Source organism: Lysinibacillus sp. NPDC093712 (assembly GCF_050280025.1).
In the GTDB taxonomy this organism is placed as follows: domain Bacteria; phylum Bacillota; class Bacilli; order Bacillales_A; family Planococcaceae; genus Lysinibacillus.
The window spans coordinates 830,533-843,465 of the sequence record NZ_JBNNUU010000002.1 but is presented as its reverse complement, the minus strand read 5'-3'; the positions used below and the strand labels follow the sequence as shown (position 1 = coordinate 843,465).

The window sequence follows — 12,933 nt, the reverse complement described above, 5'->3', positions numbered from 1 at the left end:
GGGGACGGAGAAAATGCTGAATTCTAGCTTTTGGCGATATCCAATTATCGAAACGGCAGGATATTTTAGTGTTGTTGTGTTATGTTTAGTCGTCTCGATGGCATTGTTCGAAGTCGTTACGAAATACAAAAACTGGGAAGAAATAAAAAATGGTAATGTAGCTGTTGCGCTTGCAACCGGCGGTAAAATATTAGGGATTTGTAATATTTTCCGTTATTCAATTGCACGCCATAGTACGCTGAGTGAAATGATTGGGTGGGGACTATTTGGCTTTACGTTACTAATTGTGGCCTATTTCTTATTTGAATTTATGACGCCACGCTTTAACGTGGATCAGGAAATCGCCAATGATAATCGCTCAGTAGGTTTTATTTCCTTTACGATTTCAGTTGGTCTATCGTTCGTTATTGGGGCAAGTATTGCATAGGAGTGTTATGAGATGGAAAAATTAGCGAAAGTTCTAATCATAGTCTGCATCGCATTTTTGGCAGTCGGTATTTACTATATGATGACCGTATAATTTTATAATGTAGCCTCAATAATGTGAGGGAATGTTTAGCTGTAGAGAAACTTGGAATTTCAAGTTTCTCTACAGTTTTTTTGTATCAAAACTATGAATCGCTAATAGAGAAAGTCTATTTTCTTTATAAAATAATAGAAATACTTTTGAAGAAAATTATTTTTTTAATATAGAAATAGGGGGAGCATCAATTGTATAAAAAACGAAACAATGAATGAGCATTCATAAGGGAAGTCGACTTAAACCCTTTATATGGTAGTTATATAAATGTTGTAAAACGCATAATAATTAATCGAAAATACATTTATTTTCTATTTTGTGTTTGAAAGTACATTTCTTTTTCATTATAATTGAATTAAGAATTTACAAAGTTTGGGACAAAGGGGAGAGGACGTATGACAGCAAAACCATGGCTAGCAAATTATCCTGAAGAAATACCACCGTCTTTAACGTTTGAGGAAATTCCTGTGCAAGAGTTTTTGACACGTGCCTATAAAAAGAAACCATCTAAAGTGGCAATTCATTTTATGGGTAAGGATTTGACGTACACCGAGTTATATGAGTCTGCACTTAAGTTCGCGAACTATTTACAAGCACTTGGTGTAGAAAAGGGAGATCGGGTGGCAATTATGTTGCCAAACACCCCACAAAGTGTAATCGCTTACTATGGGGCGATGTATGCCGGAGCGGTCGTCGTACAAACAAATCCACTATATACTGAACGTGAATTGCAATATCAATTGACGGATTCAGGTGCAAAGGTCATTTTAGTAATGGATATTTTATATCCGCGCGTGATGAAAATTATGAAAGAAACAGCGCTTGAAAATGTCATTGTAACAGCCATCAAAGACTACTTACCATTCCCAAAAAACTTAGTATATCCATTTATTCAAAAAAAGCAGTACGGCTTTAGTGTGAAAGTTGAGCATAGCGGGCAAAATCATTTATTTACAGAAATTATGAAGTCCTCACCTGTGAAAATGATTGAAATGCCATTTGATTTCGAAGAAGATCTTGCATTACTTCAGTATACAGGTGGGACGACAGGGTATCCGAAAGGTGTTATGTTAACGCATAAAAACTTAATTGCCAATACCTCAATGTGTGACGCCTGGATGTATAAATGTGTCCACGGCGAGGAAACGATTATGGGTGTGCTTCCATTTTTCCATGTTTATGGGATGACAACAGTCATGCTACTATCGGTGTTCACTCAAAATAGAATGGTGTTATTACCGAAGTTTGATGCAGAAACAGCTTTGAAAACGATTGATAAGCAAAAGCCAACATTGTTCCCTGGTGCGCCGACATTATATATTGGTTTATTAAATCATCCGGATATTGCGAAATATGATTTATCGTCTATTAAAGCATGCCTAAGTGGCTCGGCTTCATTGCCTGTAGAAGTACAGGAGCGATTTGAGGCAGTAACAGGTGGCAAGCTTGTCGAAGGTTATGGGTTAACCGAAACCTCTCCAGTAACGCACGCAACACCAATTTGGGGTAACCGGGTCTTAGGTTCAGTAGGTTTACCATGGCCGAATACGGATTCTGTCATTTTACGTACAGGGGATACTGAACAACTTGCTGTTGGTGAAGTAGGCGAAATTGCTGTTAAAGGTCCGCAAGTGATGAAGGGCTATTGGAATCGTCCAGAGGATACAGCTGCGACTTTTGCAGATGGTTGGTTCTTAACGGGTGATCTTGGGTATATGGATGAAAAAGGTTTCTTCTATGTAGTTGACCGGAAGAAAGATTTAATTATAGCGGGTGGCTTTAATATTTATCCTCGAGAAGTCGAAGAAGTATTATATGAACGGGAAGAAATTCAAGAATGCGTAGTAGCAGGCATTCCAGATCCGTATCGAGGAGAAACAGTAAAAGCTTATATTGTTGTAAAAGAAGGATATTCGATTACTGAAGACGAATTAAATAAATACTGTCGTCAGCACTTAGCTGCTTTTAAAGTGCCACGCTTTTATGAATTCCGAGATGAGTTACCCAAAACAGCAGTCGGAAAAATTCTACGTCGTACTTTAGTGGAAGAAGAAAAAACAAAAATGGCGAATAAAGAAGCAAAATAACTACGTGGTAAAGTATTGACAAGCGTGAATGTAAAATATAATATGAAAATATGAATGAATAACCATTCATATTTTCGTATTTTTTGTTTCTTTAAAACCACGCCATGTTAATCATGAAGAACCGGTTCAAAATTTTGTTTCGAAACTTCAGCGTTTAAGGAATTACACAGTGTGTTTCATATTGGCAAATTATTATTTTAACGATAAGTCAATTATGTCACAAAATATAATTAGGTGTGCGTATGTTTTTTGTAGGTGGTGATTTAAAAATGAAGCGAGATAAGCCAAAATATAAGCAAATTATTGATGCAGCTGTTTTCGTTATTGCAGAAAATGGTTATCACCAAGCGCAAGTATCGAAGATTGCAAAACAAGCAGGAGTAGCCGATGGAACAATCTATTTATATTTTAAAAATAAAGAAGATATATTAATTTCTGTCTTTAATGAAAAAATGGCTGTTTTTGTAGAGTCATTACAAGATATAATAGAAAATGGGAGTACGTCGAAAGACAAACTTTCACGGATGATTGAAAATCATTTTAGTGTTCTAGCTACAGATCGATCACTTGCGACCGTTACACAATTAGAACTTCGACAATCAAATAAAGATTTACGACAAAAGATCAATGGTGTATTAAGAGATTACTTACAACTGCTTGATCAAATTTTAATTGAAGGTATGGTTTCTGGTGAGTTCAATCAAACGATGGATGTTCGCTTAGCGCGTCAAATGGTATTTGGAACAATTGACGAAACTATTACGTCTTGGGTTATGAATGACTATCGATATGATTTGATAGAACAGGTTCCGAAAGTTCAGGCATTAATCCTGAACGGGATTAAAGCTTAAAAGGATGTGGAGAAATGGAATTTCTAAGTTGGAAAGTAGAAGATGGAGTAGCGATTATTACGATTGCACGTCCTCCAGCAAACGCATTATCTCGCGGAATCATTGCAGAAGTAAATGCTGTGCTAGATGCCGTAGAAAACGATGACGCAGTACGTGTCCTTGTACTTCATGGCGAAGGCCGTTTCTTCTCAGCAGGTGCAGATATTAAAGAATTTACAGAAGTTGACTCTGGGGAAGAGTTTACGAAGCTTGCAGGTCATGGTCAACAAGTATTTGAACGCGTTGAGTCGTTCCATAAGCCAGTAATCGCTGCAATTCATGGTGCAGCACTAGGCGGTGGTCTAGAATTAGCTATGAGCTGTCATTTGCGCTTTGTAACGGAATCTGCGAAATTAGGATTGCCTGAACTACAACTAGGTCTTATTCCAGGCTTCGGTGGCACACAACGTTTACCACGTTATGTTGGGGTAGCTAAAGCAGCAGAAATGATGTTTACAAGCGATCCTATTTCCGGTAATGAGGCAGTGCAATGGGGACTAGCAAATCGTGCATTTACAGAAGAAGTATTACTTGATGAAACACTAAAGGTAGCGAAAAAGATTGCGAAGAAGAGCCCAATTGCATTAAAAGAAGCGATTCAAGCATTACAATATGCGAAACATGCTTCATTTTATGAGGGTATTCAAGCTGAAGCTAAATCATTTGGTACAGTATTTGTATCAGAAGATGCTAAAGAAGGAATTCAAGCATTTATTGAAAAACGCGAGCCTGTGTTTACTGGCAAATAGTTTTCCATCAGTGTTGTTAACCACTTAAGGGGAGTTTATCAACTCTGAAAATATATAATATTTACAAGTTTACTTGGGAATTTAAAAAACGTTGCAGGGGGTATGAAATATGAACATTTTTGCATTAATTAAACGTACGTTTGATACAGAAGAAAAAATCGTTGTGTCGGGTGGTAAAATCCAAGAGGACGGCGCTGAATTCATTATTAATCCTTATGATGAATATGCAATTGAAGAAGCAATTCAAGTTCGTGATGCAGCTGGTGGTAAAGTAACAGTTGTTACAATCGGTGGCGAGGATGCAGAAAAGCAATTGCGTACAGCATTAGCAATGGGTGCAGATGAAGCGGTTCTTATTAATACAGAAGATGATCTAGATGAATTAGATCAAAATGCAGCTGCATACATTTTAGCTGAGTACTTAAAAGATAAAGATGCTGACTTGATTTTAACAGGGAATGTGGCAATTGACGGTGGTTCTGGTCAAGTAGGCCCACGTGTTGCAGATTTATTAGGCATCAACTATGTTACAACAATTACAAACCTTGAAATCGATGGCACATCTGCAAAAATCGTGCGCGATATCGAGGGTGATTCAGAAGTGATTGAAACGTCTTTACCACTTTTAGTAACTGCTCAACAAGGTCTAAATGAGCCACGTTACCCATCTTTACCAGGCATTATGAAAGCGAAGAAGAAACCGCTTGCAGAGCTTGAATTAGATGATTTAGATATCGATGAAGATGATGTTGAAGTAAAAGTAGAAACAGTCGACATTTACTTACCAGCTCAAAAAGCAGCAGGTCGTATTTTACAAGGCGAACTTTCTGAGCAAGCAAAAGAGCTAGTCAACCTACTTCATTCAGAAGCGAAAGTTGTTTAAGTGTTAGCGCAAATCGAATCTTAAAGGGTAACGGAGGGAATATACTATGTCAAAAAAAGTATTAGTATTAGGTGAAGTTCGTGAAGGAAGCTTACGTAATGTATCTTTCGAGGCAATTGCAGCAGCAAAACAAATCGCTGATGGTGGCGAGGTTGTTGGCGTACTTTTAGGGGACGCAGTTGCAGGATTAACAGGTCCATTATTCGAGTATGGTGCAGATCGTGTTGTGACGGTGGAACATCCACATTTAAAACAATATACATCAGATGGCTATGGACAAGCTTTGTTAGCTGTTATCGAGCAAGAACAGCCAACGGGCATTGTATTTGGTCATACTGCAAATGGTAAAGATTTATCTCCAAAAATTGCTAGTAAATTACAAGCTGGTCTTGTTTCTGACGTAACGTCGATTGAAGGTGCTGGTGACGATGTAGTTTTCGTTCGTCCAATCTTCTCAGGTAAAGCTTTTGAAAAGGTAAAAGTAAAAGAGGGCATTGTGTTAGCTTCAATTCGTCCGAACAATATTGCACCTTTAGAAAAAGATGCAGGTAAATCAGGTGATGTATCTTCTGTCACTGTAGATATTACAAACCTACGTTCAATCATTAAAGAGGTCGTACGTAAATCTTCAGAAGGTGTAGATCTTTCAGAAGCAAAGGTAGTTGTAGCTGGTGGTCGAGGTGTTAAATCAGAGGAAGGCTTTGAACCATTAAAGGAATTAGCTGATTTACTTGGCGGTGCAGTTGGTGCATCTCGTGGTGCATGTGATGCTGAGTACTGTGATTATTCTTTACAAATTGGTCAAACAGGGAAGGTTGTTACACCAGACCTATATATCGCAGCAGGTATTTCAGGTGCAATTCAACATTTAGCAGGTATGTCTAACTCTAAAGTAATTGTAGCGATTAATAAAGATCCTGAAGCGAATATCTTTAAAGTAGCAGACTACGGTATTGTAGGCGATTTATTTGAAGTGATTCCGCTTCTAATCGAAGAATTTAAAGCATTAAAAGTAAACGCATAACAAGCAGAAGCAGGAAGGGTTAATCCTTCCTGCTTTTTGTATGGATGTATCTAGCGAAAGGCATTATTTGAAAATTATCGTAAAATAAAATATTGACATAACTAACAGTAAACATTATAGTGGTGAATAATCATTAATTTTTTCAATAATATTGTTTTGAAACGCAAAGATTAGGAGTAGTAAAAGCTCATTATTCGGTAAAGAGAGCTGCGGGTTGGTGCAACGCAGTCCAATAAGACTTTGAACTTGCCTAGGAGTGGTAAGATAAATAGAATTGTCGGATTATTCTATTTGTTTGACGATTAACCTTCGTTACAAGGTTTTTTAAGTTGGGTTCTTAATGGACCAATTAGAGTGGTACCGCGGTTGCTTATGGCATATCGTCTCTTCTTTCATTTGATTATGAAGGAACAGACGGTATGCCTTTTTTGATTTTAGGAGGTAAGAAAGTGGAAAACAACAATCAACAATTAAAACGAACTATGACCTCGCGCCATATTACAATGATGGCGTTAGGTGGTGCCATTGGTGCCGGATTATTTAAAGGAAGTAGTGCAGCCATTGATATGGCAGGGCCGTCTGTGCTTATTGCGTATTTAGTAGGAGGCATTATTTTATTATTTGTCATGCAAGGTTTAGCCGAAATGGCTGTTCGAAATAAAGAAGCAAGAACGTTCAGGGATTTAGTTGAGTCCGTGTTAGGAAAATACCCTGCGTATTTTCTTGATTGGATTTATTGGAAAATGTGGGTTTTAAATATTACAGCAGAATCAGTAGTGGCTGCTATTTTTATTCAATATTGGCTACCTCAATATCCGATTTGGATACTTGCTCTATCTGTTTCAATATTAGTAACAGCCGTTAACCTGTTATCCGTAAAACTATTTGCAGAAACAGAATACTGGCTAGCAATGATTAAAATCACTGTTATTATTGTATTTATTATTGCGGGACTTATTTTATTGTTTGGTACGTTTGGAAATCATACAGCAGTTGGTTTTTCTAACTTAACTGAACACGGAGGCTTTTTCCCTAACGGATCAACTGGGTTAATAGCTGCAATGCTTGTCGTCATTTATTCTTATGGTGGAACAGAAATCATTGGGATTACATTAGCTGAAACAAAAAATCCTGAAAAAGTAGTACCAAAAGCTGTTCGCAGTACATTAGTCCGTATTGTTACGTTCTATCTACTACCGTTCTTTATTATCGTCAGCTTGATTCCTTGGAATGAAGTAAATGGTGTTCCTGAAAGTCCATTTGTCATGGTATTTAAAATGATCGGAATTCCAGGTGCAGACCATATTATGAATGCTGTTGTTTTACTTGCTATTATTTCTTCTATGAATTCAGGGCTTTATGGTTCATCTCGAGTGCTGTATACACAAGCTGTAGACGGTCGTGTTCCTAAAATCTTTGCTCATCTATCTAAACGAAAAGTGCCTGTATATGCTATTTTAATGTGTACGTTAGCTTTATATATAGGTGTAATCTTTTCTTTATATGCTGGAAGCAAGACTTTCGATTTCCTAATGGGATCGCTTGGCTATACAGTATTATTTATTTGGTTAATTATTGCGATTGCCCATTTAAAATCACGAAAAAAACAATCAGAAAAAACAAGCGCTTATGAAGTTAAATGGTTTCCATATACAACGTGGATTGCAATTATTGCGTTAAGTGCCATACTCATTGGGATTATTTTTACAACATCTATTATCGTGACAGGAATTACGTTGGCAATATACATCTTTATTACGTTAACGTATGTATTTATAGGCCGACATCAGGTGAATTAATAGGCGTTATTTATTTTCCTGACACTTTTTTCATAAAATATACATTGCAGGCAGATTGTTCGCTCAAGCTATTTTATCCATGCTATACTACAACCATAGTAAGATTTAAGGAGGATTTCAAATGGCAATTGTACATGCAACAGATGCAACGTTTCAAGATGATATTAAAGAAGGCTTAGTATTAGTCGACTTTTGGGCTGCTTGGTGTGGACCATGTAAAATGATTGGACCAGTTCTTGAAGAAATGGACGCTTCAGGTAGTGCGGCTAAAATCGTAAAAGTAGATGTGGATAACAACCAAGGTACTGCAGCACAATACCAAATCATGTCTATCCCTTCATTGCTTTTATTCAAAAACGGTGAATTAGTAGATAAAACTGTTGGTTTCCAACCAAAAGAAGCATTAGAAGCTTTCATCGCTAAACATGCTTAATTCGTAAAATAAAGAGCTGAGCCATCTTTAGATGTGCTTGGCTTTTTTTCGTTATATAATAGATAGAGGAAAATCAATAAACGCTCGTTTTTTAATAAATTTTCTTGTTTTTTGTAACGATGAAAGACAATAAGAGAATGGTTATAGAATGGCGGTTATTATTAAGACATCAAAAGGGGGGGCAGGTAGGCGATGAATGATTTAATTAAACGAAAGCTTGATATTTTACCAGATCAGCCTGGCTGCTATTTGATGAAGGATCGGCAAGGGACAATTATTTATGTAGGTAAGGCAAAGGTGCTTAAAAACCGAGTACGTTCGTATTTTACAGGAACGCATGAAGGAAAAACACAGCGCCTTGTTGGTGAGATTGAGGATTTTGAGTACATTGTGACTTCTTCTAATTTAGAGGCACTCATTCTAGAGTTGAACCTTATTAAACTACACGATCCTAAATACAATATCATGCTAACGGATGATAAAACGTATCCGTATATAAAAATTACGAATGAAAAATATCCACGGCTTATTACAACACGGAAAGTAAAAAAAGATAAAGCAAAATACTTTGGTCCTTATCCAAATGCGTATGCAGCAAGTGAGACAAAAAAGTTGCTCGATAGACTATATCCACTTCGAAAATGTGTACAATTGCCTTCGAAAGTTTGCTTGTATTACCATATGGGACAATGCTTAGCGCCGTGTGTAAAAGAAATTGATGCACAAGTATATCACGATATGATTGAAGATATGACGAAGTTCTTAAATGGTGGAGTTGAGACAGTAAAAAAAGAGCTTGAAGCGAAAATGTTGGCTGCAGCTGAGCAATTAGAATTTGAGCGAGCGAAGGAGTTCCGCGATCAAATTGCACATATTGAAACGGTTATGCAAAAGCAAAAAATTGTGTCCAGTGATACTACGAATCGCGATGTATTCGGTTATGCAGTTGAAAAGGGCTGGATGTGTGTGCAAGTCTTTTTCGTTCGTCAAGGTAAGTTGATTGAACGCGATGTTTCCATTTTCCCTATTTATCAGGATGTTGAGGAAGAATTTTTAACATTTGTTGGTCGCTTTTATGAAAAGCCTGAGCATATTAAGCCTAAGGAAATTTTTATTCCTCAGTCGATTGATGCAACAATTTTAACGGAATTATTAGAGGTTAAAGTGCTAACACCGAAGCGAGGACAAAAAAAAGAATTAGTAGATTTGGCCATGAAAAATGCAGAAATTGCTGTGGCGGCAAAATTCCAGCTAATTGAGCGACAGGAAGAGCGAACAATTGGTGCTTGCGAGGCATTAGGTGAAGCAATGGGGATTTCAGCACCTCTTCGCATTGAAGCATTTGATAATAGTCATATGCATGGTGCTGATGCGGTATCAGCAATGGTTGTGTTTATTGATGGTAAACCTGCAAAGAAGGAATATCGTAAATACAAAACACGCACAGCCGCTAAACATGATGATTACGGAGCAATGCAAGAAGTGATACGTCGCCGTTACACGCGTGTATTGAAAGAAGGTTTGCCATTGCCTGATTTAGTTCTAATAGATGGCGGTAAAGGACAGATGGAAGTAGCGCGAGAAGTGTTAGAGGATGAGCTTGGTCTTGTTATCCCAATTGCTGGCTTAGCAAAAGATGAAAAGCATAATACATCACAGCTTTTATTTGGAGATCCGCCCGATGTCATTGCATTAAAGCGGACAAGTGACGGGTTTTATTTACTACAGCGTATTCAGGACGAAGTACACCGTTTTGCTATTACATTTTTACGCCAACAGCATGAGAAAAATGCTATTCAATCTGTTCTCGATGGAATTGAAGGTGTTGGTCCAAAGCGCAAGCAACAATTATTGAAGCATTTCGGCTCTGTTAAAAAGATTCGTGAGGCAAGTGAGCTTGCACTTCAAGAAGCGGGAATACCTGCGAACTTAGCGAACAGTATTTACAATTATTTTCAGCAACAGACATTGTCAAAGGATTAGACATATGCTAAGGTTGTCATAGAACAATGAAGTGAAAACACTATCTTGTTCTATGACACCTTATATGAATGTTTATGTGAGCAAAGCATAAAAAGGAACTATTTTCATAAAGGGAAAATTAATAAATTCACTATTTTAAGTGATGATAGAGGTGCAAGATTCAATAGTAGCACATTGAAGGATGGACAAATCCAGTGACGATGTGTGAAAGGGGAGCTTGCCGAAGTGAAGTATCGTTGTTTCCGATACTTTGCTGGTTTTGCATTTAATAGATGTAAGACTGTCGAATCTTTACGTTTCGGAGAGCTATCACACATGCGCAAGCTTTTTATTGTACATGTTGCAGGCAGCTTTCACGTTATGTGAGGGCTGCCTTTTTGCTGTTCAAGTGACGAATTGATAAAGGAGAATGATGATAATGGCTAGTATTGTATTGAAATTTGGCGGACCTGCAATCGCTTCAACTGAGCAGATTCGAGAGGTCGCTAAAATAGCGATAGCCAAAAAAGAGCTCGGCTATGAAGTAGTAGTAGTAACCGCAGCAATGGGTCGCACAGCAAAAGACTTAGCGAAGATGGTCCGTGATTTATCAGACGATGCTTCTAAACGTGAGATGGATGTACTACTATCGACGACCTCACAATTAGCAAGTGCCCTATTTGCAATTGCATTACAAGAGGAAGGTTATGATGCAATTTCATTGACTGGCTGGCAGGCTGGTGTGCAAACAGATGCGAAACATTTTAATGCACGTATCGACCATATCGATGTGTGCCGTATGAAAGAACATTTGATACAAGGACAAATTGTCGTTGTTGCGGGGGAGCAAGGTATTAATAGTGCGCACAATATAACAACACTAGGTAAGGGTGGCGCAGAAACAACAGCAGTAGCCATTGCAGCCACATTAGAAGCGGAACGTGTTGATATTTATACAAATGTGGATGGAGTTTATACAGCAGATCCTCGTCATATTGAAAAAGCAAGAAAGTTAAAGGAGATTTCATATGATGAAATGCTTGAACTATCACATTTAGGTTCACATATTTTACATCCACGTGCAGTGGAGCTCGCAAAAAAGTTTCAAATCCCAGTCATTATTCGTTCAAGCGTAGTAGATTCAGAAGGTACTTTATTGAAGGAGGAAGTTGAAATGGAGAAAAATTTAATCGTACGTGGTGTTGCTTATGAGTCTGATATTATTCGTCTAACAATCGGTTATGATACATACTCAACTGCATCGTTAGCAGATATGTTTGCTATACTTGCAGAAAATCGCATTAATGTTGATATTATTGTGCAAGCTATTATAGAAGGTGTGAGACCATCAGTATCTTTTACAATTTTAAAAGAAGAGTTTGCTGATGCTTTACGTGTACTAGAGGATAGTAAATTGTCACTTGGTTTTAGCTTTGCAGATTTTCAAATTGGCTTAGCGAAAGTTTCAATTATAGGATCAGGCATGGCATCAAATCCTGGCGTTGCTGCACGAATGTTTGATCGTTTACGACGCGAGGATATTGCAGTAAAAATGGTCAGTACTTCTGAAATTAAAGTTTCTGTTGTTGTGCCACAGGACGAAATGATTCGCGCTGCAAACGCATTACATGATGAGTTTAATTTAGCGGAGAAGATTCATGCACAGTAGCTTTCTATAAAGTATAGATGGATACAGCGGTTGATTTCCGCTTCGGGCGGACGCTTTCCGCGGGCACATACGTAAGCCATAACCCTCGCTAACGCGCGGTTTGTTACGTCTTATGTTCTGTGCGTTCTGAGCAGGAGTCGCCGTCCTCCGCTTCAATCAAAGGTACAAGGTGGCATGAATATTCCAATTGATTACTATAAAAGGATAAAAAAATGACAAAAGGCATCAAGAGTTACTTCATGTTGCCTTTTGCCGATACTCAGAAAGGATTGCTTTTCTAACAAAATCGCAATCCTTTACTAGTTTATTTATTTGGTATTGTGTTCATAATACGTTCTTTAACATCCCATTTAACTGTAAACATGACGAGCTGTTGCTTTTCACGCTTTTCATCATAACATTCTGTTAAGTAACCTTTTACTTGCTGGATTTGTTCAGCAATAAACCCTGCTTCTAGTCTGAAGCTACGATTATGAATTTGCAAAAGTGTAGGTTCGTTCGATAAATGGAAAATGCGTCCATCTTTAGACTCCTTTGTCAATTCAAGAGTACCCCAGCACGCATCCGCGAAAAATGCGATAAGTTCATCTTGACTTTTACAAGGGAACTTCCGTGCAAGCTCCTTCCCTGCCCAATAAAGCACGTCATTTTCATGCTTACCGAGAATAGAAGATAGAATATGATCACGGATTAATTCATATCCGAATGAAGAGATTGTATTAGATGGATTATTTAACATTGAAATCCTTCTTTCTTAGAATTTTCTTGTAATTTAGCGTCAATAAAGTAAAGATAGAATTTTCGAGAAGAATCGACACGTTATGTACTAGATTGCTTCTATAATAAGGGCTAGTAAAAAATCTATGTTACCTTGACGCTCGTAGCACTTGAGAGTACAATAAACATGTCATAATATT

The 12,933-nt window shown here is 37.7% G+C and carries 11 protein-coding genes, 1 riboswitch and 1 other annotated feature; of the genes, 10 read left to right on the top strand and 1 reads right to left on the bottom strand.

Features of this window, described 5'->3' with window-relative positions; all coding sequences use genetic code 11:
- Positions 1–13 precede the first annotated feature (13 nt).
- The 10 genes from ACQKNX_RS11720 to ACQKNX_RS11675 all read left to right on the top strand — a co-directional run bounded on the left by ACQKNX_RS11720 (position 14) and on the right by ACQKNX_RS11675 (position 12,016).
- The gene (locus tag ACQKNX_RS11720; protein WP_010860124.1) at positions 14–427 is read left to right on the top strand and encodes a DUF350 domain-containing protein; all 414 of its coding nucleotides are present in this window, start codon (positions 14–16) and stop codon (positions 425–427) included.
- A gap of 488 nt (positions 428–915) precedes the next feature.
- Positions 916–2,607 (top strand): AMP-binding protein, encoded by a 1,692-nt coding sequence (locus ACQKNX_RS11715; protein ID WP_427429017.1) that lies wholly within the window; start codon positions 916–918, stop codon positions 2,605–2,607.
- A gap of 269 nt (positions 2,608–2,876) precedes the next feature.
- The gene (locus ACQKNX_RS11710; RefSeq protein WP_172772354.1) at positions 2,877–3,458 is read left to right on the top strand and encodes a TetR/AcrR family transcriptional regulator; all 582 of its coding nucleotides are present in this window, start codon (positions 2,877–2,879) and stop codon (positions 3,456–3,458) included.
- 14 nt (positions 3,459–3,472) lie between these two features.
- Positions 3,473–4,246: an enoyl-CoA hydratase gene (locus tag ACQKNX_RS11705; protein WP_427429016.1), complete on the top strand. Its 774-nt coding sequence runs from the start codon at positions 3,473–3,475 to the stop codon at positions 4,244–4,246.
- 109 nt (positions 4,247–4,355) lie between these two features.
- Positions 4,356–5,129, top strand: a complete 774-nt coding sequence (locus ACQKNX_RS11700) for an electron transfer flavoprotein subunit beta/FixA family protein (RefSeq protein ID WP_403054483.1) — start codon at positions 4,356–4,358, stop codon at positions 5,127–5,129.
- Between the two features lie 46 nt (positions 5,130–5,175).
- Positions 5,176–6,153 carry an electron transfer flavoprotein subunit alpha/FixB family protein gene (locus ACQKNX_RS11695; RefSeq protein ID WP_427429015.1) on the top strand — a complete coding sequence of 326 codons (978 nt, stop codon included), beginning with the start codon at positions 5,176–5,178 and terminating at the stop codon, positions 6,151–6,153.
- Positions 6,154–6,310: 157 nt separating this feature from the next.
- Positions 6,311–6,544 (top strand) — a binding site (T-box leader).
- Between the two features lie 58 nt (positions 6,545–6,602).
- A complete protein-coding gene (locus ACQKNX_RS11690; RefSeq protein WP_427429014.1) occupies positions 6,603–7,952 on the top strand; it encodes an amino acid permease in 1,350 nt (449 codons plus the stop codon).
- Between the two features lie 121 nt (positions 7,953–8,073).
- Entirely contained in the window at positions 8,074–8,385 is a 312-nt protein-coding gene (gene trxA / locus ACQKNX_RS11685; protein WP_427429013.1) for a thioredoxin, read from the top strand.
- A 192-nt stretch (positions 8,386–8,577) separates the two neighbouring features.
- Positions 8,578–10,368 carry an excinuclease ABC subunit UvrC gene (gene uvrC / locus ACQKNX_RS11680; RefSeq protein ID WP_427429012.1) on the top strand — a complete coding sequence of 597 codons (1,791 nt, stop codon included), beginning with the start codon at positions 8,578–8,580 and terminating at the stop codon, positions 10,366–10,368.
- Positions 10,369–10,506: 138 nt separating this feature from the next.
- Positions 10,507–10,685, top strand: a riboswitch (Lysine riboswitch).
- Positions 10,686–10,786: 101 nt separating this feature from the next.
- Positions 10,787–12,016: an aspartate kinase gene (locus tag ACQKNX_RS11675; protein WP_427429011.1), complete on the top strand. Its 1,230-nt coding sequence runs from the start codon at positions 10,787–10,789 to the stop codon at positions 12,014–12,016.
- Between the two features lie 304 nt (positions 12,017–12,320).
- On the opposite strand, the gene ACQKNX_RS11670 is transcribed toward ACQKNX_RS11675, so the two are convergent.
- On the bottom strand, positions 12,321–12,755 hold the full coding sequence (locus ACQKNX_RS11670; protein ID WP_427429010.1) for a YslB family protein: 435 nt from the start codon (positions 12,753–12,755) through the stop codon (positions 12,321–12,323).
- Positions 12,756–12,933 lie beyond the last annotated feature (178 nt).

Bases quoted from the DNA above. Each gene is read 5' to 3' on its own strand.
- ACQKNX_RS11720 (WP_010860124.1), top strand. From the start codon at position 14: ATGCTGAATTCTAGCTTTTGGCGATATCCAATTATCGAAACGGCAGGA.
- ACQKNX_RS11715 (WP_427429017.1), top strand. From the start codon at position 916: ATGACAGCAAAACCATGGCTAGCAAATTATCCTGAAGAAATACCACCG.
- ACQKNX_RS11710 (WP_172772354.1), top strand. From the start codon at position 2,877: ATGAAGCGAGATAAGCCAAAATATAAGCAAATTATTGATGCAGCTGTT.
- ACQKNX_RS11705 (WP_427429016.1), top strand. From the start codon at position 3,473: ATGGAATTTCTAAGTTGGAAAGTAGAAGATGGAGTAGCGATTATTACG.
- ACQKNX_RS11700 (WP_403054483.1), top strand. From the start codon at position 4,356: ATGAACATTTTTGCATTAATTAAACGTACGTTTGATACAGAAGAAAAA.
- ACQKNX_RS11695 (WP_427429015.1), top strand. From the start codon at position 5,176: ATGTCAAAAAAAGTATTAGTATTAGGTGAAGTTCGTGAAGGAAGCTTA.
- trxA (WP_427429013.1), top strand. From the start codon at position 8,074: ATGGCAATTGTACATGCAACAGATGCAACGTTTCAAGATGATATTAAA.
- uvrC (WP_427429012.1), top strand. From the start codon at position 8,578: ATGAATGATTTAATTAAACGAAAGCTTGATATTTTACCAGATCAGCCT.
- ACQKNX_RS11675 (WP_427429011.1), top strand. From the start codon at position 10,787: ATGGCTAGTATTGTATTGAAATTTGGCGGACCTGCAATCGCTTCAACT.
- ACQKNX_RS11670 (WP_427429010.1), bottom strand. From the start codon at position 12,755: ATGTTAAATAATCCATCTAATACAATCTCTTCATTCGGATATGAATTA.